Origin of the sequence: Hydrogenophaga sp. (genome assembly GCF_030373245.1) — a bacterium.
GTDB lineage: Bacteria > Pseudomonadota > Gammaproteobacteria > Burkholderiales > Burkholderiaceae_C > Hydrogenophaga.
The window spans coordinates 298,948-319,823 of sequence record NZ_JAUCZF010000002.1; the positions used below are offsets into that span (position 1 = coordinate 298,948).

Sequence of the window (20,876 nt, forward strand, 5' to 3'; positions counted from 1 at the left end):
TTCAGCTTGTGACCCCATCCACCCCCAGGAGACTCGACATGCCCAAGATGAAGGCCGCCATGGCCGCCGTGCTCGTGATGGAGAAGGAAGGCATTTCCCAGGCCTTTGGTGTGCCCGGCGCTGCCATCAATCCTTTGTACGCTCAGCTGCGCGAGCGCCAGACCATCGCCCACGTGCTGGCGCGGCACGTGGAAGGGGCATCCCACATGGCGGAGGGATACACCCGGGCCCGCGCGGGCAACATCGGCGTGTGCATCGGCACCAGCGGCCCCGCCGGCACCGACATGATCACCGGCCTGTATTCCGCCAGCGCCGATAGCATTCCCATCCTGTGCATCACCGGCCAGGCGCCGCGGGCTCGGCTCTATAAGGAAGATTTCCAGGCGGTGGACATCGAAAGCATCGCCAAGCCGGTCACCAAGTGGGCGGTGACGGTGCGTGAGCCGGCGCTGGTACCCCGCGTTTTCCAGCAGGCCTTTCATCTCATGCGCTCTGGCCGCCCGGGCCCGGTGCTGATCGACTTGCCGATCGACGTTCAGATGGCCGAGATCGAGTTCGACATCGACACCTACGAGCCGCTCCCGGTCTACAAACCCGCCGCATCGCGCAAGCAGGTCGAGCGCGCGCTGGACATGCTGATGGCATCCAGCAAGCCGCTCATCGTGGCTGGCGGGGGCATCATCAACGCCGATGCGTCCGCTCTGCTGGTCGAGCTGGCCGAACTCACCGGCGTACCTGTCATCCCCACCCTGATGGCCTGGGGCAGCATTCCGGACGATCACCCGCTCATGGCCGGCATGGTCGGCCTGCAGACCAGTCACCGCTATGGCAACGCCACCATGCTCGCCAGTGACTTCGTGCTCGGCATCGGCAACCGCTGGGCGAACCGCCACACGGGCTCGGTCGAGGTGTACACGCAGGGACGCACCTTCGTGCACGTCGATATCGAGCCGACGCAGATCGGTCGCGTTTTCAACCCCGATCTCGGCATCGTGTCCGACGCCAAGATCGCGCTCGAACTGTTTGTGCAGGTGGCGCGCGAGCGCAAGGCCGCCGGCCAGCTGCGGGACTATTCCACCTGGGCTGCGCGCTGCGCCGAGCGCAAGAAGCTGATGCAGCGCAAGACGCATTTCGACAATGTGCCGATCAAGCCGCAGCGCGTGTACGAAGAGATGAACGCCGCGTTTGGACGCGATACGGTGTACGTGTCCACCATCGGTCTCAGCCAGATTGCCGGTGCGCAGTTCCTGCATGTCTATGGCCCGCGCCAGTGGATCAACTGCGGCCAGGCCGGCCCGCTGGGCTGGACCATTCCCGCCGCCATCGGCGTGGCTGCGGCAGACCCGACCAAGACCGTGGTGGGGTTGTCGGGCGACTACGACTTCCAGTTCCTGGTGGAGGAACTGGCAGTGGGCGCGCAGTTCCGCATCCCCTATGTGCAGGTGCTGGTGAACAACAGCTACCTGGGCCTGATTCGCCAGAGCCAGCGTGGTTTCGAGATGGACTACTGCGTGCAGCTCGCCTTCGACAACCAGAACGTGGACGACCCGACCCTCAAGGGATATGGTGTGGATCACCAGGCGGTGGTGACCGGCCTGGGCTGCAAGGCCTTGCGCGTGACAGACCCGAGCAAGATCCAGGAGGCTCTGCGCGAAGCGCAGAGCATGGCGCGCCAGTTCAGTGTGCCGGTGGTGGTGGAGGTGATTCTGGAGAAGGTGACCAACATCGCCATGGGTACCGAAATCAACGCCATCAACGAGTTCGAAGACATCGAGTGCCTGCACCCCGAAGGTCGCGAAGGCCTGATCGCCGCAGGATTGCTGGAATAGGCGCGGTCGAACCACCTGCCGAGTACGCCTCCCTCGCGTTCGCGCTGAGCCCGTCGAAGCACTTCGACACGCTCAGTGCGATCGGACCCGATTCCACGCTCATCGCACAAGAAAGCGCACCATGCCCCGCTTCGCCGCCAACCTCACCATGCTCTACAACGAGCTGCCGTTCCTCGACCGCTTCGGTGCCGCCGCCAAGTCGGGTTTTCAAGCGGTGGAGTTCCTGTTTCCCTACGACTTCACTGCGAAGGACATCGCGCAGCGACTGCACGACAACGGCCTTGAGCTGGTGCTGCATAACCTGCCGGCCGGCAACTGGGCGGCGGGAGAGCGCGGCATTGCTTGCCACCCGGGCCGCGTGGGCGAGTTCCGAGAGGGCGTGCTCAAGGCGCTGGAGTACGCGGCGCTGCTCAGCCCGCCTCGAATGAATGCGCTTGCGGGCATTGCTCAGGTGGGTGTGAGCGAAGCCGATGCGCGCAAGACCCTGGTCGCCAATCTGAAGTTCGCTGCCGACAAGCTGGGCGATCATGGCATCCAGCTCGTGATGGAGCCGATCAACACCTTCGACATACCAGGCTTCTTCGTCAACCACACCGCGCAGGCGCTGGCCATCATGGACGAGGTGGGATCGCCCAACCTCTACCTGCAATACGACATCTACCATGCGCAGCGCATGGAAGGCGAGCTGGCGGCGACGATGAAGCAGCACCTGGCGCGCATCGGGCACATCCAGCTGGCGGACAACCCCGCGCGCAACGAACCCGGAACCGGTGAAATCAACTACCGCTTTCTGTTCGAACACCTCGATGCGATAGGCTATGCCGGCCACATCGGTTGTGAGTACAAGCCCAGGGACACCAGCCCTGGTGGCACCGACGCGGGTCTGGGCTGGGTCCAGGTCCACGGCCAAACCCTCTGAATTCAAGAACCACAGGAGACTTCCACATGACCAAGAGCGGACTCAGTGTCGGCTTCATCGGCCTGGGCATCATGGGCACGCCCATGGCGCTCAACCTGCTCAATGCGGGCCATCAGCTCTTTGTGAGCAGCCGCAGCAAGGTTCCAGAGGCTTTTGCCCAACAGGGCGCGACCATCTGCACCAACGCCTCCGAAGTGGCCAAGCGGGCCGACATCATCATCACCATGGTGCCCGACACACCTCATGTGGAGGACGTGCTGTTTGGCGAGACCGGCGTGGCCAAGGGCTTGAGCAAGGGCAAGCTGGTGGTCGACATGAGTTCGATCAGCCCCATGGCGACCAAGCAGTTCGCGCAGAAGATCAATGCCCTGGGGTGTGACTACCTCGACGCGCCGGTCAGCGGCGGCGAAGTGGGTGCCAAGGCCGCCAGTCTCACCATCATGGTGGGCGGTCCGCAGGCCGCGTTCGACCGCATGAAACCCCTCTTCGAAGCCATGGGCAAGAACATCACCCTGGTGGGCGGTAACGGCGACGGCCAGACCACCAAAGTGGCCAACCAGATCATCGTGGCACTCAACATTGAAGCCGTCTCCGAAGCCCTGCTGTTTGCCAGCAAGGCAGGTGCCGACCCGGCCAAGGTGCGCCAGGCGCTCATGGGAGGCTTTGCCGCCAGTCGCATTCTGGAGGTGCACGGCGAACGCATGGTCAAGCGCACCTTCAACCCAGGCTTTCGCATCGAACTGCACCAGAAGGACCTGAACCTCGCGCTGCAAGGTGCCAAGGAACTGGGTGTGAGCCTGCCCAACACTGCAAGTGCGGCGCAGCTCATGCAGGCCTGTGCAGCCAATGGCATGGCAGGGCTGGATCACTCCGCGCTGTGCCGTTCACTTGAGCTCATGGCAAACCACCAGATTGCGCCGACCCCAGCCGCCTGAGTCCTTAGACTCCGTGTCCATGACACCAGCCGCGACCCCCAGCCTCGACGACCCCCGCGCTCTGTTGCGCTACCTGTACGACGCGGCTGTGCAGCGCGCCCTGCCTCTGCACAACACCGCCGCCCATCTGCCACCGCCGCCGAAGGGCCGCACGCTGGTGATCGGTGCTGGCAAGGCCGGTGGCGCGATGGCTCAGGCGGTGGAGGTGCTGTGGCCGGCCGATGCCCCGCTCTCGGGCCTGGTCGTCACGCGCTACCACCACACGCCGCCGCGCCCCGATGGGCTGGCCGAGCGCATCGAGGTGGTGGAGGCCTCGCACCCGGTGCCCGACGCGGCGGGGCTGGCCGCGGCGCAGCGCATCCTGGAGCTGGTCAGGGGGCTGACGAGCGACGATCTGGTGTTGTGCCTGATTTCGGGTGGTGGCTCGTCGCTGCTCACCCTGCCGTGTGAGGGCCTGACGCTGCAAGACAAGCAGCGCATCAACCGCCAGTTGCTGGAGAGTGGCGCCAACATCCTCGAGATGAACACGGTGCGCAAGCACCTTTCGCGCATCAAGGGGGGGCGACTCGCGGCGGCCTGCGCCCCAGCGCAGGTGGTCACGCTCACCATCAGCGATGTGCCGGGGGATGACGTGAGCGTGATCGCCAGTGGTCCCACCGTGGCCGACGCGTCCACCTGCGCCGAGGCGCTGGAGATCCTGCGGCGTTACGGCATCGAGGTGCCTGCCGGCGTGAAAGCCAAGCTGGAGAGCGGCGCACTCGAAACGCCGAAACCGGGCGACGCGGGCCTGGCTGGCCACCAGACCCATCTGATCGCCACGCCCCAGCAAAGCCTGGAAGCTGCAGCAGACGCGGCTCGCGCGCTGGGCTTGAAGGCCTACATCTTGAGTGACGAGATCGAAGGTGAGTCGCGCGAAGTGGGCAAGGTACATGCCGCGCTGGCTCGCTCAACGGCGCAAGGGCGCAGCAGCCTTGAGAAGCCGTGCGTGATCCTGAGCGGTGGCGAGACCACCGTCACGGTGCGTCCACGCGCCGAGGGCCAGGCCAAGGGCCGGGGCGGGCGGGCCGGCGAGTTCTGTCTGGGGTTGGCCCAGGCGCTGGGTGGTCAGCCGGGCGTGTGGGCGCTGGCCGCCGATACCGACGGCATCGACGGCGTGGAAGACAACGCAGGCGCCCTGGTCACGCCCGACACCCTGGTTCGCGCCCAGGCGCTCGGTCTCAAAGTCAGTGACCACTTGTCTCGCAACGACGCCTACGGCTTCTTCGAGCCGCTGGGCGATCTGGTGGTCACCGGCCCCACGCACACCAACGTCAACGATTTCCGGGCGGTGTTGGTGCGGTGATGGTGTGCGCTTGAACGCTGCCGTCCCGCGCGCTTTGCATCACCGCCAGCAAATCGGGTCGCACGGCCATCGATCTGAAGGCATTCACGTTGGAACGACCTGGGTTGCCCAGGGGAAGCCGCCCGAGCACATGGCCGATCGGCACCAACACCAGCCTGAACAGCTGACCCACCAGCTCCTTGAGATTACGTGTCTGCCACGCCAGCTTCATCATCGTGGCGTGTGTCTGCAGGTGTGGCTTCAGCTGAGTCTGTCCCGCCACGTGCGCAGCTTCCAGAAACTGCCACTTCGTGTTGACAGACCGAGCCAGCTTCGCTTGCCGAATCAGGGTCTGGTGCAGGGCCATTTTGTGGCGATCGTCTTGTTGGCGTTCGAGCGAGTGCGCAGGCGATGCCTCGCCGTTCAACTCTCGGCGTGCCTGCTGCCACACGCTCCAGCCACCGTGCAGCGCCAGGCTGGCCATCAGCGCGGCCACCAGCAGATCGGGCCAGGCGCTGCCGGTGCCAAACACACCCAGTGCAGCCAGCATCACCGCCAGGTTGCCGATGGCGTCGTTGCGCGAGCACAGCCACACGCTGCGCATGTTGGCATCGCCTTCGCGAAACGCGTAAAGCAGGGTGGCCACGCCCACGTTGGCGGCCAGCGCGAGCAGGGCCACCGCACCCATGGTGAGGGCCGCGGGCACCTCGCCGTGCCACAGGCTCCACACCGCCTGCCCCAGGACGAAGACGCCAAAACCCATCATGCTCACCGCCTTGAGCAAAGCCGCTCGTGCGCGCCAGGCCAGGGCCGAGGCAAGCACCGCCAGCGACACGCCATAGTTCAGTGCGTCGCCCCCGAAATCGATGGCGTCGGCCAGCAAGGCCAGCGATCCGGCCTGAATGCCGGCCACGATCTCGACAGCGAACATCGCGGCGTTGACCACCAGCGCCACCCACAAGATGCGGCGGTAGCGCCCCAGGTTGGCGATCTGGCTGGGCTTGGGGGGTTCGTGCTCACAGCAATGGGCAGACATGGTCTTCCTTTCAATGCTTTCATTTGAAACCCTGTAGCCACTACAGTGTCAACCACCTGTTTTGGTTTCGGAGGTCTTCATGCAAATCAGACAATTGGCTCAGGCCACCGGTGTCGAGGTGGAAACCATCCGCTATTACGAGAAGCAGGGTTTGCTGCCGGTGCCGCCCAAGCGAGACAACGGCTACCGCGATTACGACGGTCGCCATCTGGAGCGCCTGGCGTTCATCCGGCACTGCCGCGCGCTTGACATGCCCCTGGCCTCGATCGCGCGGCTGCTCGGCGTGCTGGACGACACCCGTGGAGACTGCTCGGATGTGGACGCGCTGGTGGCCGAGCAGCTGAGCCGGGTGCGTGCCCGGCTGAAAAGCATGCAGGCGCTGGAGAAGCAGCTGGTTCAGCTGAAATCGCGCTGCAACGGGCAGCACGACCGCGGCCACTGCGGCATCCTGAACGAGCTGGTCGCCGCCGCCCACGGCGAAGCCTGCGCCTGCCACGGCTCGGCTTCCTAACACGTTGAGCGAGTTGCCTGTTTTTTGTGCAGGCCGCCAATGTGAATAATCGCCAGGGAGCGCTCATCCGCTTTCGGGACGGGCAGGGGTTGCGGTCCACAGACCTCGCCCCCGCCGCCTGGCGATCGCCGAAGCGCCCTGGCGGCGCTCTGACGCCGGCCTGGGGCTTCTTCAGGCCACATCGCTTTCACCGCTTATTCAACCTTATGGAGGGGGCACGTTGTGCCCCCAGGCTTTGGTTTTGCTCCGCAGTTTCAAGGGTTCTCACGCCTCCTCCGCACTGGTGCGCCAGCTTGCCTGCTGGATGCCCGCAGGCGTCAGCGCGCCCCGGCAGGACGTGGCCGAGCGCCTGGGCCAGTGGCTGAATGTGAACGAGGCCATCGCCTTGCGCACCCTGCAGACCTCGGTGGCGGCTGCCGGCATGGCCGCGGCCCGCCGCGCTGCGCCGCCAGTGGAGCCGCAGCCCCTGCACGCCGCGTTGCAGCAGGAGCTGCAGCGCGTGCGCTCGGTGCTCACCCAATCGATCACCGCCCGCGACGCCTCGCACCGGCCCGATCCTGAAGACCTCGACATCGAGTGGGCGCTGTTCCACCAGCGTCTGGGCGACCAGCAGCGCCGCATGGAGCTCAGCGTGGAGGCGCTGCGTGGCCATGTGCGCCAGGCCCTGGCCCAGGCCACCCCCGAACTGGCGCAGCTCGCTGCGCTGGACGCGGCCATGGAGCCCCTGCTGGCCGGACGCGAGCAGCGTCTGCTCGGCAGCTTGCCGGCGTTTCTGAAAGCGCGTTTTGTCGCCTTGCGCCAGCAGGCCGCCGACCCGTCCGACCCAGCTCCCGACGATCTGCGCTGGCTGCAGACCTTTGCCAACGAATTCGAGCAAACCCTGCTCGCCGAGCTCGACCTGCGCCTGCAGCCGGTCATTGGCCTCATCGAATCAATACCAGCATGACCCCCGATACCTCCTCTTCTGCTTCCTTCCGCGCCCTGTCCTGGTTCGCCCTGTTCGTGGGCCTGGGTGTGGTGGCCTGGGTGGCCAGCGGCTTCGTTGGCACCAGTGCCTTCGCGTTGGGCATGACGCTGCTGATTGGCGCCGTTTACCTGGGCGGCGTCTGGGAGCTGCGCCGCTTTGGGCAGACCACCACCGCGCTCAACAGTGCCCTGGCCAACGTGCCGCTGCCGCTGAACCAGCTTGCCGACTGGCTGCCCCGCGTGCCCGCTTCGCTGCAACACGCCGTGCGCCAGCGCATCGAGGGCGAGCGCAGCGCCTTCCCCGGCCTGGCACTCACGCCGTACCTGATCGGCCTGCTGGTCATGCTCGGCATGCTGGGCACCTTCCTCGGCATGGTCGTCACCTTCAAGGGCGCGGTGTTTGCGCTCGAAGGCTCGGCCGACCTGAACGCCATCCGCTCCGCACTGGCCGCGCCCATCAAAGGGCTGGGCCTGTCGTTTGGCACCTCGGTGGCCGGTGTCGCCACCTCGGCCATGCTCGGCCTCATGGCCACGCTGGCGCGCCGCGAGCGCAGCCAGGTCATTCGTGCGCTCGATGGTTTGACCAGCACCACCCTGCGCCCCTTCTCCGCGGCCCACCAGCGCCAGCAAAGCTTTGAGGCGCTGCAGCGCCAGGCCGAGGCCATGCCCGCTGCCGCGCTGCACCTGCAAACGCTCATCGAGCAGATGGAGCGCCGCAGCCAGCAGCTCGATGAGCAGCTGCTGGCCCGCCAGGCCGAGTTTCAGAGCCAGGCCGCCAGCGCCTACACGGGCCTGGCCGAGTCGGTCGATCGATCGTTGCGCGAAAGCCTGGCCGCCAGCGCCCGCGCCGCCACCGACAGCCTGCAGCCCGTGGTGCAGCAGGCCATGGCCGGCATCGCTGCCGAGTCTTCCCGCTTGCATGAAGGCGTGAGCGCCGCCGTGCAGGCCCAGCTGGCTGGGCTGTCAGACCAGTTTGGCCAGACCACACAAGCGGTGGCCGGCGGCTGGAGCCGCGCGCTGGCCGAGCGTGCCCAGGCCGATCAGCAACAGCAAGCCGCCTGGACCGCCTCGCTGCAGTCGCTTGCGCAGTCGCTGCAAGGCCAATGGCAGCAGGCCGGTGCGCAGGCGCAGGCGCAGCAACAAGCCGTGTTGCAGGCACTGGAGCAAAGTGCCACCGCCATCGCCGAGCAGAGCCGCGAGCAGGCCAGTCGCAGTCTGGACAGTGTGGCTCGCCTCATCGGTCAGACCGAAGCGCTGGTGGCGGCCCGTGCGCAAGCCGAATCGGCGTGGACACAGGAGCACGGCCAGCGCATGGACGCGCTCGCCAGCCTCTGGCGCAGCGAGCTCGCCGCCCTGCGCAGCGAAGAAGCGGCGCGCCAGCAAGACGCCGCGCAACGCGCCGCCGAGCTGCAGACTGGTGTAGCGCAGCAGCTCGCTGCCCTGCAGGACGGAGCGGCCAAGCAGCTGGCCACCCTGCGCGAGGCCGAAGCCACGCGCCAGCAAGCCCAGACCGAGCAGCAGGAACGGACCTTTGCGGCCCTGACACAGCAACTGCAGTCGCTGCGCGAAGAAGAGGGCGCGCGGGGCGAAGCCGCGGTGCAGCGCCTGGGTGGCCTGACCACCGCGCTGTCCAGCCAGCTCGCGTCTCAGTTGTCCACGCTGGGCACCGCACTCGAAGCCCCCATGGCCCGGCTGATGCACACCGCTTCTGAAGCGCCCAAGGCAGCGGCCGAGGTGATCGCCCAGCTGCGCGAGCAGATGAGCCGCCTGGCCGAGCGCGACAACGCCACGCTCGCCGAGCGCGCCGACCTCGTGGGCCAGATCGGCATGCTGTTGCAGCAGGTGCAGCAGACCACCGGCGAACAGCGCGCCGCCATTGAAAACCTGGTGGGTTCGGCCACCGGCGTGCTCGACCGCGTGGGCCAGCAGTTTGCCGACACCGTGGGTGCGCAGGCGGGTCGCGCCGAGGCCATGGCCGAGCAGGCTGCCTCCAGCGCGGCTCAGCTGGCCGCCCTGGGCGAAGCCTTCCAGCAAGGCACGCAGCAGCTCGCCACCAGCCACGAGCAGCTGGTGCACAGCCTGCAGCGCGTGGAAGGCGCCATCGGGCAGTCGCTGGCGCGCAGCGACGAGCAGCTGGCCTATTACGTGGCCCAGGCGCGCGAGGTGATTGACCTCAGCATCAGCGCGCAGCAAGGCATCGTGGAAGACCTGCGGCAGCTGCGCGGTCCGCGCCCCCCAGGCCATGCGGGGGCCAAAGCCACTGCAGGCGCTGCATGATGGGCGCGTTCTTCGACCGCCCGGCCGACGATGGCGTGGATGACGCCAGCCAAGACGAAGCCACCGCACCGGTCTGGGCCGTCTTTGGCGACCTCATGGCCGGCCTCGTGGGCGCGTTTGTGCTCGTGTTCATTGGCGTGCTGCTGACGCAGGTGGACCTGGTGAACACCTTGCAGGTCGAAGTGGCCAAGCGCCAGCAAGAAGAAGCGCGCCGCATCGCGCTGGAAAAGGCGCTCGCGATTCCGCTGGCCAGCGGCCGCGTCACGCTCAACAACGGCCGCATCGGCATCAGCGGCAGCGTCCTGTTTGACTTCAACTCCGACCAGCTGCGTCCCGAGGGCGAGCGGCTGCTGCAAGCCCTGGTGCCGCCGCTGCAGGTGTACCTGGGCGAGCGCGATGAAATGCTCATGGTCAGTGGCTTCACCGACGACAAACCCATTGGCGCCAGCAACACCAAGTACCAGGACAACCTGGAGCTCTCGGCGCAGCGCGCGCTCACCGTCACCCGCACCCTGATCCAGCAAGGCATGCCGCGCTCGCGCGTGTTCAGCGCCGCCTTTGGCGCCGAGCAGCCCGTGGCCAGCAACGACAGCGAGCCCGGCCGCGCGCTCAACCGCCGCGTGGAGATGGCACCCGTACCGCGAGCCGGCAGTGGCCAGGCGGTCGACCCACCGCCCGCCAAGCCATGAAAACCACGGCGCCCCCAGCAGCACCGCCTTCGCTGCTGACCCAGCTCAACACCCACATCGCCCAGGCCTCGAAGGCAGCGGGCGCTGGCGCACAGACGGAGGCGGGCGGGCCGACTGGCGCAGACCCCTGGCCCGAATTGCGCAGCGCGCGGCGCTTCCGCGAAACCTGGGAGCGCCTGGGCGCCGAAGTGCAGGTGCAGCAGGCTCAAGCCCGTGCCCCGCAAAACGCAGGCCCGCTCAATCCCCAGCGCCTCGTGCTCGACATCCTGGCGCACATGGGGGAGCTTTCACCGCACTACCTGCGCCGGTTTCTGGCGCACACCGAAAGCTTGCTGTGGCTGGAGCAGGCGCAAGGGCAGCTGAAGGTGCCAGCGGGCAAAGGCAAGGTGTCGACTGCTGCAAAGGCGACGCGTCGAAAGACGTGAGTTCCGCGGGGCTTGGCAGACGGTTTGATGGGCTGCCGGATTGCGGCACTCGGCCAGGAGAGCGTGCTTAGGCCAGACGTTCACACCAAGTACTCGGATGTTCGTGCGTGCCTTCACGCCATGTTGGTGGAACCCTTCCACCAACGATCCCTGTGCCGATCAGGCCGGCAGCCCGGTCGCGGCCAGCAATTTCAGCTCCCGAGGACAACTTTTCGGCGCAAGGAAGAATGGAGACTTCCGAGCCGTTGCCGAGCTCCCTCCACTGCGGTTGTGCACCCGACAGCGTTCGATGGCGATCGGTTCAGCGGCCAGGGGTGAAAGCAAGCGGGTGCTGCGCACACTTCGATGGATATGCATGAAGGACCGCTCGCGGTATCGATCATGAGCATGAAGCAGAGACTTCGGCTTTTGCCGCGCTGTGAAGCACAAAGTCGAAACCAGCGCACAGGGCTGCCAGCTGGACCTCGATGCAAAGCTGAGGGGTCAGTCGGGGGCTGTCTGGGTAGACCTCGGTGGTGGTGACATAGCGGGCTTCGGTCCAGCCGCTGCAGATGCCTTGCGGGCGCTTGAAGGACTGGATCACCCCAGGCTGCACCAGTGGCTTGCCCAGCAGCTCGCCGTTGGCATCGGCCGGGGCAATGTGGGTGAGGCGGCTCACCGCGTCGATGATGGCGGTCTGGAAGGCCGGCTGCGGGCGGCTCTGGTCTGCGAACAGGTAGAAGCCGTCGGGGATGTCACAGGGTTCGAGGGGAGTGGCATCGCGCGCGGCTTTGGCCGGCCGGAACTCGCTGGCATCGGTGTCGGTGGTTTCGTGCAGGTCGATGTGCAGCAGCGGCGTGTCGAACTGGTTGAGCAGGTCGATCGCATTTTTTGCCTCGGGCGCAGCCGGGATGGGAAGAAAGGCGCGATTGGGATCCACCGCGTGCGGGTTCCAGCGATTGATGGTCTCATAGCTCCACGGGCTCACACAGACCAGGTGCAGGAGGTTAGCGCGCTCTGCATAGTGTGCAAACTTCTCTGCCAGAAACCGCAGGCCACCCAGCACGCCGCTGCGCTCGTAACCATGGACGCCGCCAGTGACCAGGAAAAACGGCTTGGTCGGGTCCCAGTGTCTGCTCTTGACCGCATGAAGTGCGTAGGCGCCAAAACCTTCGGCGCGATAGTCCAGGCTGCCGTAGCTGAAACATTCGGCACAGGCTTGAAGGTCCGGGTTGCCGTTCTGTGAAAACAGCCGCCACAGAGGAGTCACCACGTCGTCCTGGTAACTGCGCTGTACGGTTTGTCGCGCCAGCCAGAGGCGCTTTTCGACATCGCCCCAGGCCTGGCCTGGAGTGCCGATGACATAGGGAGGTGAGGATGCGTTGGGCATGGAGCGGGTCAGGCGGCTTCGAAGCGGCCGAGCCGAACCATGGTCTGTCCGGGTTTGAAGCGTCGCTGCGTCGGCATGATCAGCACGCATTGGTCATACGGGCTGGTCCATGTGTGGGTACCGTCCTGGGCGACCGGGGTGCCCGCCTTGTCGATGATGGACATGGGCACGATGGGCACCAGAAAACGGAATTCACTCGTGCGGGCGGTGACCGCCTCGGTCACGCGCACCAGGCGCTGCTGTGGGGGCAGGGGCTGGCGCTGGTGAGATCGCACCCAGTCCTCGCTGGCCAGACCGGTCAGGCCCAGGAATCGGACCAGGCAGTCGCGCGCCACGTCGGCTGCTGCGGCTTCCCAGTGCTGGCCACATTCGATGAGCAAGGCGCACTGAGGGGCCGCGGCTTCGCCGAAGGCTCCGCGCTCGATCATGCGCAGCCCGGCGGGGTGGCCGGTGTCGATGAGGAGGTCGGCTGGCATGCCCAGCGCAGCGGCGTATCGAGCATTCTTCTCCAGCGTGCCGCAGACCATCAAGGGCGCGCAGTGTTCGTTCATGGAGTGGATGTCCAGGATGAGGTCGGCAGCGTCCACAAAGGGCACCAGCTCGCGCGCCCGGCGCTTTTCGCAGGTGTCGCCGTCTGACAGGGACGCGTCGGCCCAGACGCGGTTGAGGTCTTCGTCCACAAACCGCGAGATGTAGGGGTCTTGAGGGTCCCAGCGGGCGTGGGCCTCGTGGTTGGCGAATACGACGCAGAGCTGGCCTTTGAGCGGGCGAAAGCCCTCGGCCAGCAATTCGTCTGCCGCGATCGCGCCACAAAACTCGTTGCCGTGGGTGAGCACCTGCACGTGCACGCGCGGCCCGGGAAGTCCACTGTCGAACAGGTGCACAAACGGAACACCGGTGTTGCCCTCGCGCCAGCGGCTGATGTCAGGCGGGTGGATTTCGACTGGCGGGACGGGAGGTATGTCGACTGCGTTCATGGCTTTCTCTCAGGCGGAAAATGGAGGGTGATGTCGGCGATCAGCTGCCGCAGGCGCTGCTGGAGCACGGGGAAATGGTCATTGGGCTGGCCGCTGGCCATGTCCATGTAAACGCGCTTGTTGATTTCCAGCTGCAGGCTGTGCCGGCCACGGCCTGGGTCTGCATAGGCGCGCACCAGTTCGACGCCTTTGTAGGGTTTGTTGATGGCCACGCCATACCCGTGGGCCGCCAGCGCCTGCTGGACAAACGCCGTGAAGGCCCCTGAGCAGGTGGTCCCGTCGCGGTCTCCCAGCACGAAGTCGGCGCGCAGCGCTCCTGGCCCGCCTTCTCCCATGAGCCCCGATACCGGATTCATCGAGTGGCAGTTGATGTGATAAACGCAGCCAAACTGGTCGTATGCCGCATCGAGCAGTTGCTTCAACGCGGCGTGGTACGGCCGGTGGTAGTGCGCAATGCGCCACCGCATCGCCTGCACGGTCAGCGGTGCGGCGTACAAGGGGCGTCCGTCATCGAGCGTGCGCCAGGCCAGGGCCTTGCCCAATGCGGCCTTGCCACTGGGCTGGTACAGGTCAGGCCAGGGAGCGTCCAGCAGGGTGAGGTCCACATCACCTTCGTGGCGGTTGGCGTCGATGTAGGTGCGCGGGTACTGTGCCGCCAGCAGGCTGACGCCCAGCTCGGTGGCGGGGTTGTAGAGCGTGTCGATATGGGTGTCCTGGGCATCGCGCAGGTCTTCATCGGAGAGAATGCAGCCGAAGTCGGGCGGCCGCACTTGGCCAGAGTGCGGCGAGTCCAGCACCACGGGCACGCGCGAGGACGTCGGGCCATGGATGTGAAGGACCGAGCTGGGGTCCGGTGGCGTCTGCGCGACGGGGGAAGCAGGCATGGGACGGTGAGTTCAGGCTGTGCGTGTTCGATGGGTTGGCCAAGTGCCAGGCGTTCAGGCGCCAGTGCCGCCCTGCTCCAGATGGCAGGCGATGTGGTGCTGGTCGTTGGTCTCCATCAAGGCGGGGCGCTCCGTCTTGCAGCGTGGACCGGCGTGGGGACAGCGCGGGTGAAAGTGGCAGCCGGGCGGTGGGGTCAGCGGCGAGGGGATTTCTCCCTTGAGTGGCGCAAAGCGCTGATGCCGGTTGCTGATGCTGGGCACATTGGCCAGCAGCGCCTGGGTGTAGGGGTGGCGCGGGGCCGAGAAAATGCGGGTCGCTGGCGCGCTCTCGACCACGCGCCCCAGGTACATGATGACCACCCGGTCGGAGATGTGGCGCACCACACCCAGGTCGTGACTGATGAACAGGTAGGTGAGGTTGAGGTCCTTGCGCAAGTCCATGAACAGGTTGAGCACCTGCGCCTGGATCGAGACATCCAGGGCGGCCACGCTTTCGTCGCACACCAGGAAGCGCGGCTTGACCGCCAGGGCGCGGGCAATGCCGATGCGTGCGCGCTGCCCGCCCGAGAACTGGTGCGGGTAGCGATTGCGGTAGCTGGGGTCAAGGCCCACGCGGGCCAGGGTCTGCACCACGTAGTCGTCGATCTCGGACGCGGGCACCATGCCGTGCACCTGGGGCGCCTCGCCCACGATGTCGAGCACCCGCATGCGGGGATTGAGCGATGACATCGGATCCTGAAAGATCATCTGAACCGCCAGGTTGGCGGCCTTGCGCTCGGCCGCGTTCATGGCCGTGAGAGCCTTGCCCTCAAATTGCATCTGGCCGGCACTGGCTTCGTGCACACCGGCAACGACACGGCCCAGTGTGGATTTGCCGCAGCCGGACTCGCCCACCAACCCAACCACCTCACCTGGCATCACGCGCAGGTTGACGCCGTCGACCGCATGAACCACTTCTTCCCGCTGGCTAGCGCCCAGCAGGTTGGCCAGGCGGGCGGCGGTGTCCAGCGGTTTGACAAACCGTTTGCTGACCTCGCGCAGTTCGATGATGGGCGTGCTCATGGCGGATCAGGCGTGTGTCAGGGGGTGGTGGCAGCGCACCAGGCTGCCGTTGGGCAGGGTCGTGATAGCGGGTGCTGACTGGCGGCACGACTCGCTGGTGTAGCTGCAGCGCGGGGCAAAGGCGCAGCCGGGCGGCAGGCGACCCAGGGAAGGCGTGGAGCCCGGAATCTGTCGCAGCGGCTGGCCAGGAATGGCCGCTGCAGGCAAGGAGCCGAGCAGACCTTCGGTGTAGGGGTGGCCTTGGCGGTCCAGCACATTGTCCACCGTGCCGTACTCCACCACACGCCCTGCGTACATCACGGCCACCTGCTGGGCCAGGCCGGCCACCACCGTGAGGTCGTGCGTGATCCAGATCAGCGCGGTGCCGGTCTCGGCGCACAGGTCCTGCATCTCGGCCAGGATCTGGCTCTGGATCGTGACGTCGAGCGCCGTGGTGGGCTCGTCGGCCACGATGAGGGACGGGCGGTTGAGGAGAGCAATCGCAATGGCCACGCGCTGGCGCATGCCGCCTGAAAACTGGTGCGGATAGGCGCGCAGGCGCTCGTCGGGTGAGGGGATGCCGACCTTGACCAGCACCTCACGGGCGCGCGCGAGGGCAGCCTGGTTGCTGACCTTTTCGTGCGCCTGGATGGCTTCGACCATCTGGGTGTCGATGCGCAGTACCGGGTTGAGCGTCATCATCGGGTCCTGGAAGATCATGGCCAGCTCTTTGCCGCGCTTTTGCCGCATCGCTTCTTCCGACAGACCCACCAGCTCATGACCATTGAGCTCGATCGAGCCCGAGACGATGCGCCCCGGCGGATCGATCAGCCCCAGGATGGAAAACCCGGTCACCGACTTGCCCGATCCGGACTCGCCGACCAGGCCCAGCACCTGGCCCTTGTGGACATCGAAGGACACGCCATCGACTGCCTTGATCAGGCCCGAACTGGTTTCGAAATGCGTGACCAGATCACGCACGCGCAGCACCACGTCGCTCATGCTTACCTCTCCAGGCGGGGGTTGAGCACATCGCGGATGCGGTCGCCCACCAGGTTGATGGCAACAATCGTGACAAGCAGCGCCACCCCTGGGAAGAAACTGATCCAGTAACGGCCACTGAGCATGTACTGAAAGCCGTTGGAAATCAGTACCCCGAGCGAAGGCTCGGTCTGCGGCAGCCCCACGCCAAGGAACGACAGGGTGGCCTCCAGCCCAATGGCGCTGGCTGTCTGCACCGTGAAGATCACGATCACCGGCGCCATGCAGTTGGGCAAGATGTGGCGAAACACCACACGCGCATGCGACAGCCCCAGCGACTGAGCCGCTTCCACATACTCCTTGCGGCGTTCCACCAGCGCACTGCCGCGCACGGTGCGGGCGTAGTAAGCCCACTGCACCACCACCAGCGCGATGATGATCTTGTCTACCCCCTTGCCCAGGGCAGCCACCAGGATCAGGGCAATCAGAATGGCGGGCAGGGACAGCTGCAGATCCACCACCCGCATGATGAAGGCCTCCACCTTGCCGCCCGCGTAAGCGGCCAGCAGCCCCATGGAGACCCCGAAGGTGGCGGCCAGCAGGCCCGCAACGGCGCCCACCAGCAGTGAGATGCGCAGCCCGTAGAGGATGCCGGAATAGAGGTCACGGCCCACGCCGTCGGTGCCCAGCCAGGCGGTGAAGCCTTCGCCGGTCTGTTCGCCAGGCTCAAGGCGCGAATCCATCAGGTCGACACTGTTGAGGTCGTAGGGGTTCTGTGGCGTGATCCAGGGCGCCAGCAGGGCCAGCAGCAGGATCAGCAGAAAGACCACCAGCCCGATCACCGCGACCCGGTCCTGCATGAAGGTGCGCGCAAAGCGGCGCCAGGGGGATTCGCTGTCGGTCACGGGAATGGCGCTGAGACTGGGTTCGGTCATGGTGAAGCTCTTCGTCTCAGGCCTTGTTGCCAGCAATGCGCAGTCGCGGATCCAGCAGCGAATACACGATGTCCACGATCAGGTTGACGACTACGAAGAGCACCACGACCACCATGATGTAGGCCACGATCACGGGGCGGTCCAGCCGCTGGATGGACTCAAGCAGGAGCTTGCCCATGCCGGGCCACGCAAAAATGGTCTCCGTCACCACTGAAAAGGCGACCAGTGAACCGAACTCCAGGCCCAGCACGGTCACCACGGGGATCATGATGTTCTTGAGGATGTGAACGCCGATGATGCGCGAGGGCTTGAGGCCCTTGGCCCGGGCGAATTTCACGTAGTCCATCAGCGCCACCTCGCGCACACCAGCGCGTGTGAGGCGGATCACCAGACTGATCTTGGTCGTGGCCAGGTTGAACGCTGGCAAGGCAATGAAGGCCCAGCCTGCCGAGGACAACAGGCTGGTCTGGATGCCGAGGAAGGATTCGGTCTCGCCCCGCCCCGTGGCCGGCAGCCAGCCCAGGATGACCGCAAACACCATGATCAGCATCAGGCCGACCCAGAACGAGGGCAAAGAAAAACCCAGGATGGAGCCGGCCATGATGGTGCGCGAGGCGGGGTGCTCGGGCTTGAGCCCGGCGAACATGCCCAATGGCAGCCCGACCAGGATGGCCATGAGCAGTGCCACCAGCGCCAGCTCCATGGTGGCGGGCATGCGGCTGAGGATCAGCTGGATGGCAGGTTGGCCGTGCACGAACGAAAGGCCCAGATCCCCCCTGGCCACACCCTTGAGGAAGTACCAGAACTGCTCCCAGATGGGTTTGTCCAGCCCGAGCGCGGCCGCTGTGGCCTCGACGGCCTGCTGGTCCATGTCGGGCGAGATCAGCATCCAGATCGGGTCGCCGATGACGTTCACGCCGAAGAAGACGAGCACCATCATCACCACGATGACCAGCAGGGCCTGGCCGATGCGACGTATCAGGAAGGAGAGCATGCGGGTTTCTCTGGGGACTCACATCGCAGGGTGCGCCGCACCCCGGCCGGACCGGGGCGATCGGGAGCCGATCAGCGGCGGGTAATGCCCGTGGCCAGGGTGTACTCGTCGGCCCGGGCTTCCACCTTGAAACCTTTGCGCGAGGCCCAGACGTTGGTCTGGTAGTGCGAGGGGATGATGGCGAAATCGTTGAACGCAATCTCGGATGCTTCGGCCAGCAGGGCGGCGCGCTTGGTGTCGTCCACGGTGGCCGAGGCTTCGGTCAGCTTGGCGTCCAGCGCCGGATTGCTGTAGCGACCGCGGTTGGCCGCACCGGAGCCCTTGGAGCGGTCGAAGGTGCCCATCAGCGAGCGCAACGGGCCCAAGGTTTCACCGGTCGTAGCACCCCAGCCCAGCAGCATGAAGGAGAACTCGGGTTGGCCGTTGGCCCCTGTGGAAGCGCGGGTGAAGAAGTTGGCCGGCGGAATGGTTTCGATTTCGGTGTCGATACCCAGGCGGGTGAACATCTGGGCCACCGCCTCGATGATCTTGGTGTCGTTGGTGTAGCGGCCGTTCGGGCCGTGCATCTTCATCTTGAAACCGTTGGGGTAACCGGCTTCCGTGAGCAGGCGGCGGGCGCCGGCCAGATCGAAACCGGTGGGTTGCAGCTTCTGTGATGTGCCAAAGAAACTCTTGGGCAGCACCTGTTCGGCCGGGACGGCGGCACCATCCATCAGGCGCTCGACGATGGCCGGGCGGTTGATGGCCATGGACAGGGCCTGGCGCACGCGCCGGTCGAGCAACGGGTTCTTGATGGCCGAGCCGTCCTTGGCGGTGATGAACGGGCTGGTCTCGCGGAACTGGTCCATGTGGAAGTAGATGACCCGGTTGGACAGCGTCTCGGCCATTTCAATGTTGGCGTCGCTCTTGAGGCGCGGGATGTCGGTGGGCGGAACGCCGTCGATGACGTTCACATCCCCGGCCAGCAAGGCCGCAACCCGGCTGGGCGCCGAGGCGATGAACCGCTTGGTCACGGTTTCCCACTCGGCCTTGGGGCCCCAGTACGCGTTGTTGCGCACCAGAACCACCCGGTCGGCGGGCTTGAATTCAGAGAACTTGTAGGGACCGGTACCCCCAAGGCAGCGCAGGGCGTTGAAGTCCTCGGTCGTCGAGGATTCGGCGCACTTTTGCGAGACGATCGAGAACCCGGACAGGTTGATGGGCACCAGAGGGGCCGGGCTGGCGGTCTTGACGCGTACAGTGTGGCTGTCCACTTTCTCGAACTGCATGCCGGCGATGAAGGGGGCGAAGTTGGACGGGGAGCGAGGCACGTTGGGCAGGCGCTTCACCGTGGCCAGCACGTCATCGGCCGTGAAGTCACTGCCATCGAAGAACTTCACGCCTTTGCGCAGCTTGAACTCCCAGGTCAGCGGGTCCACGGTGCGCCAGCTCTCTGCCAGGCCAGGTCGGGGTTTCTGGTTCACGTCCTGCCCTACCAGTGCCTCAAAAACATGGCGCGCCAGCATGTTGTTGGGCGACAGGTTGTGGTAGTGCGGGTCCAGGGAACTGGGCTCGGCCGCAAGACCGATGCTGAGGTTCTGCGCAGCGCTCCACAAAGGGACCATGGTGAGGGCGCAGGTGGCGACGAGGAGGCTGGTACGGGCCATGAGTTTCACTCCTAGGGTGTGTGAGAAACGTGAAGAACTGGAGTCTAGGAACTCCGCCCTTGTCCTGACATGCGGACATACCCGGGTAACATATGCATGAATAGTTCAGATAAATTTATAAAGTAAATGAATCTGAGTCAAAAGCAGCTGCGGCTGTTCATCACCATCGCCCAGGCCGGGCACATCACCCAGGCCAGCGAGCGCCTGGGCATCAGCCAGCCCTCCTTGACGCGGGCCCTGGCGCGGTTCGAATCGGAGCTGGGGGTGACGCTGTTTCACCGCACCACGCGTCGCCTGACCCTGACGCCCGAGGGTCAACGGTTCATGCCCGTGGCCCAGCGCCTGCTGAACGACATGGAAGACGCTTGCGAAGTGCTGCAGGGTCGCACCGATGAGATCACCGGCAGGGTCAGCCTGACCATGGGCAGCACCGCCGGTGGCACCCTCATGCCGCCTTTGTTGAAGATGTTCATGCGGCGCTACCCCGGCGTTCGGGTCGGCGTCGTGGAGAGCTACGGTGTGGAGACCACCAAATCGGTGCGCTCCGGCGAAGTGGATCTGGGCATTGGCACCCCACAAGGCGACATCGCTGGCCTGCGCTGTGATCTGCTGCTGCAAGCGCCGCTGGGCATCGTCTATCGGCGGGATCAGTTCAAGATCCGCGATGGCAGCCTGGAGACGCTGTCGAACCTGCCCATCCTCAAGGAGGGTCCGAACAGCAGCATCATCGATCTGCTGCGGATCAACGGCTCGCCCATCGTGTCGATGATGTCCAAGGGAATTGACGTGACCAGTCTGACGATGCAACTCGCGCTGGTGCAAGCGGGCATGGGCGTTGCGGTGCTGTCCGCGCTGGCGGCCTCGCACCCACAGGCCATCGACCTGGGCTTCACGCTGCTGGAACCCGCCATCGAGCGCCCGGTGTTTCTGATGCAGCGCACCGACCGGATCGCGAGCCCAGCGGTGGCCGCGCTGGCGCAGGTGTTCTTGAGAGATTTGCACCATGTCGCTTTGCGACCAGAGGTCAAGCTGCTCTGATTGGCGCCGCAGTCCAACGCCGACTCCAAATCGACAAGTTCGCTGACGCCGGATCTCAAGCAGGTGAACCAGAGTCACCTCTGCCGAGCAGCAGCGAGGCCTT

General features: G+C 65.7%; 17 protein-coding genes and 3 pseudogenes. 10 read left to right on the top strand and 10 right to left on the bottom strand.

What is annotated here, in order from left to right; all coding sequences use genetic code 11:
* The first annotated feature begins 38 nt into the window (after positions 1–38).
* The 4 genes from gcl (at position 39) to QUV25_RS06845 (ending at position 5,025) form a co-directional block, all read left to right on the top strand.
* Entirely contained in the window at positions 39–1,829 is a 1,791-nt protein-coding gene (gcl, locus tag QUV25_RS06830) for a glyoxylate carboligase (protein WP_300862610.1), read from the top strand.
* Positions 1,830–1,950: 121 nt separating this feature from the next.
* Positions 1,951–2,748 (top strand): hydroxypyruvate isomerase, encoded by a 798-nt coding sequence (gene hyi / locus QUV25_RS06835; protein WP_300862613.1) that lies wholly within the window; start codon positions 1,951–1,953, stop codon positions 2,746–2,748.
* 26 nt (positions 2,749–2,774) lie between these two features.
* Positions 2,775–3,683, top strand: coding sequence for a 2-hydroxy-3-oxopropionate reductase (gene glxR / locus QUV25_RS06840; protein ID WP_300862615.1), 909 nt, complete (start codon positions 2,775–2,777; stop codon positions 3,681–3,683).
* Positions 3,684–3,702: 19 nt separating this feature from the next.
* Positions 3,703–5,025 carry a glycerate kinase gene (locus QUV25_RS06845; RefSeq protein WP_300862619.1) on the top strand — a complete coding sequence of 441 codons (1,323 nt, stop codon included), beginning with the start codon at positions 3,703–3,705 and terminating at the stop codon, positions 5,023–5,025.
* Here the strand turns inward: QUV25_RS06845 and QUV25_RS06850 are convergent.
* Together QUV25_RS06850 and QUV25_RS06855 are read right to left on the bottom strand one after the other, a co-directional pair.
* Positions 4,994–5,371 carry a DUF3703 domain-containing protein gene (locus QUV25_RS06850; RefSeq protein WP_300863075.1) on the bottom strand — a complete coding sequence of 126 codons (378 nt, stop codon included), beginning with the start codon at positions 5,369–5,371 and terminating at the stop codon, positions 4,994–4,996. The two genes, QUV25_RS06845 and QUV25_RS06850, sit on opposite strands and share 32 nt — an antisense overlap.
* Positions 5,372–5,428: 57 nt before the next feature.
* A pseudogene (locus tag QUV25_RS06855) lies at positions 5,429–6,040 on the bottom strand (cation transporter); the annotation flags it as partial.
* 79 nt (positions 6,041–6,119) lie between these two features.
* Between QUV25_RS06855 and QUV25_RS06860 the strand changes: the two are divergent.
* The 5 genes and pseudogenes from QUV25_RS06860 to QUV25_RS06880 form a co-directional block, all read left to right on the top strand.
* The gene (locus tag QUV25_RS06860) at positions 6,120–6,551 is read left to right on the top strand and encodes a Cd(II)/Pb(II)-responsive transcriptional regulator (RefSeq protein WP_300862622.1); all 432 of its coding nucleotides are present in this window, start codon (positions 6,120–6,122) and stop codon (positions 6,549–6,551) included.
* Positions 6,552–6,792: 241 nt separating this feature from the next.
* Positions 6,793–7,497 (top strand): DUF3348 family protein, encoded by a 705-nt coding sequence (locus tag QUV25_RS06865; protein ID WP_300862625.1) that lies wholly within the window; start codon positions 6,793–6,795, stop codon positions 7,495–7,497.
* On the top strand, positions 7,494–9,794 hold the full coding sequence (locus QUV25_RS06870) for a hypothetical protein (RefSeq protein ID WP_300862627.1): 2,301 nt from the start codon (positions 7,494–7,496) through the stop codon (positions 9,792–9,794). Before QUV25_RS06865 ends, QUV25_RS06870 begins: the two co-directional genes overlap by 4 nt.
* Positions 9,791–10,441, top strand: a pseudogene (locus QUV25_RS06875) (OmpA family protein); the annotation flags it as partial. The gene QUV25_RS06870 and the pseudogene QUV25_RS06875, both read left to right, overlap by 4 nt.
* A pseudogene (locus tag QUV25_RS06880) lies at positions 10,339–10,908 on the top strand (DUF2894 domain-containing protein); the annotation flags it as partial. The pseudogenes QUV25_RS06875 and QUV25_RS06880, both read left to right, overlap by 103 nt.
* Before the next feature lie 379 nt (positions 10,909–11,287).
* Here QUV25_RS06880 and QUV25_RS06885 read toward each other — a convergent pair.
* The 8 genes from QUV25_RS06885 to QUV25_RS06920 all read right to left on the bottom strand — a co-directional run bounded on the left by QUV25_RS06885 (position 11,288) and on the right by QUV25_RS06920 (position 19,735).
* A complete protein-coding gene (locus QUV25_RS06885) occupies positions 11,288–12,277 on the bottom strand; it encodes a peptidase (RefSeq protein ID WP_300862630.1) in 990 nt (329 codons plus the stop codon).
* Between the two features lie 8 nt (positions 12,278–12,285).
* Complete coding sequence (locus QUV25_RS06890; RefSeq protein ID WP_300862632.1) at positions 12,286–13,254, bottom strand: succinylglutamate desuccinylase/aspartoacylase family protein; 969 nt, start codon at positions 13,252–13,254, stop codon at positions 12,286–12,288.
* Complete coding sequence (locus tag QUV25_RS06895) at positions 13,251–14,138, bottom strand: N-formylglutamate amidohydrolase (RefSeq protein WP_300862634.1); 888 nt, start codon at positions 14,136–14,138, stop codon at positions 13,251–13,253. Before QUV25_RS06895 ends, QUV25_RS06890 begins: the two co-directional genes overlap by 4 nt.
* 54 nt (positions 14,139–14,192) lie before the next feature.
* On the bottom strand, positions 14,193–15,200 hold the full coding sequence (locus QUV25_RS06900; protein WP_300862637.1) for an ABC transporter ATP-binding protein: 1,008 nt from the start codon (positions 15,198–15,200) through the stop codon (positions 14,193–14,195).
* 6 nt (positions 15,201–15,206) lie between these two features.
* On the bottom strand, positions 15,207–16,181 hold the full coding sequence (locus QUV25_RS06905; protein WP_300862639.1) for an ABC transporter ATP-binding protein: 975 nt from the start codon (positions 16,179–16,181) through the stop codon (positions 15,207–15,209).
* 2 nt (positions 16,182–16,183) lie between these two features.
* Entirely contained in the window at positions 16,184–17,095 is a 912-nt protein-coding gene (locus QUV25_RS06910) for an ABC transporter permease (RefSeq protein ID WP_300862642.1), read from the bottom strand.
* 16 nt (positions 17,096–17,111) lie between these two features.
* Complete coding sequence (locus QUV25_RS06915) at positions 17,112–18,089, bottom strand: ABC transporter permease (protein WP_300862644.1); 978 nt, start codon at positions 18,087–18,089, stop codon at positions 17,112–17,114.
* 71 nt (positions 18,090–18,160) lie between these two features.
* On the bottom strand, positions 18,161–19,735 hold the full coding sequence (locus QUV25_RS06920; RefSeq protein WP_300862645.1) for an ABC transporter substrate-binding protein: 1,575 nt from the start codon (positions 19,733–19,735) through the stop codon (positions 18,161–18,163).
* A 126-nt stretch (positions 19,736–19,861) separates the two neighbouring features.
* On the opposite strand from QUV25_RS06920, the gene QUV25_RS06925 reads away from it, so the two are divergent.
* Complete coding sequence (locus QUV25_RS06925; protein WP_300862648.1) at positions 19,862–20,773, top strand: LysR family transcriptional regulator; 912 nt, start codon at positions 19,862–19,864, stop codon at positions 20,771–20,773.
* The last annotated feature ends 103 nt before the right edge of the window (positions 20,774–20,876 follow it).

What these genes read in the sequence shown, in the direction of transcription:
- QUV25_RS06845 (WP_300862619.1), top strand. Translation starts at nt 3,703, where the DNA reads ATGACACCAGCCGCGACCCCCAGCCTCGACGACCCCCGCGCTCTGTTG.
- QUV25_RS06860 (WP_300862622.1), top strand. Translation starts at nt 6,120, where the DNA reads ATGCAAATCAGACAATTGGCTCAGGCCACCGGTGTCGAGGTGGAAACC.
- QUV25_RS06905 (WP_300862639.1), bottom strand. Translation starts at nt 16,181, where the DNA reads ATGAGCGACGTGGTGCTGCGCGTGCGTGATCTGGTCACGCATTTCGAA.
- QUV25_RS06925 (WP_300862648.1), top strand. Translation starts at nt 19,862, where the DNA reads ATGAATCTGAGTCAAAAGCAGCTGCGGCTGTTCATCACCATCGCCCAG.
- glxR (WP_300862615.1), top strand. Translation starts at nt 2,775, where the DNA reads ATGACCAAGAGCGGACTCAGTGTCGGCTTCATCGGCCTGGGCATCATG.
- hyi (WP_300862613.1), top strand. Translation starts at nt 1,951, where the DNA reads ATGCCCCGCTTCGCCGCCAACCTCACCATGCTCTACAACGAGCTGCCG.
- QUV25_RS06915 (WP_300862644.1), bottom strand. Translation starts at nt 18,089, where the DNA reads ATGCTCTCCTTCCTGATACGTCGCATCGGCCAGGCCCTGCTGGTCATC.
- QUV25_RS06850 (WP_300863075.1), bottom strand. Translation starts at nt 5,371, where the DNA reads ATGGCCCTGCACCAGACCCTGATTCGGCAAGCGAAGCTGGCTCGGTCT.
- QUV25_RS06870 (WP_300862627.1), top strand. Translation starts at nt 7,494, where the DNA reads ATGACCCCCGATACCTCCTCTTCTGCTTCCTTCCGCGCCCTGTCCTGG.
- gcl (WP_300862610.1), top strand. Translation starts at nt 39, where the DNA reads ATGCCCAAGATGAAGGCCGCCATGGCCGCCGTGCTCGTGATGGAGAAG.
- QUV25_RS06900 (WP_300862637.1), bottom strand. Translation starts at nt 15,200, where the DNA reads ATGAGCACGCCCATCATCGAACTGCGCGAGGTCAGCAAACGGTTTGTC.
- QUV25_RS06920 (WP_300862645.1), bottom strand. Translation starts at nt 19,735, where the DNA reads ATGGCCCGTACCAGCCTCCTCGTCGCCACCTGCGCCCTCACCATGGTC.
- QUV25_RS06910 (WP_300862642.1), bottom strand. Translation starts at nt 17,095, where the DNA reads ATGACCGAACCCAGTCTCAGCGCCATTCCCGTGACCGACAGCGAATCC.
- QUV25_RS06895 (WP_300862634.1), bottom strand. Translation starts at nt 14,138, where the DNA reads ATGCCTGCTTCCCCCGTCGCGCAGACGCCACCGGACCCCAGCTCGGTC.
- QUV25_RS06885 (WP_300862630.1), bottom strand. Translation starts at nt 12,277, where the DNA reads ATGCCCAACGCATCCTCACCTCCCTATGTCATCGGCACTCCAGGCCAG.
- QUV25_RS06890 (WP_300862632.1), bottom strand. Translation starts at nt 13,254, where the DNA reads ATGAACGCAGTCGACATACCTCCCGTCCCGCCAGTCGAAATCCACCCG.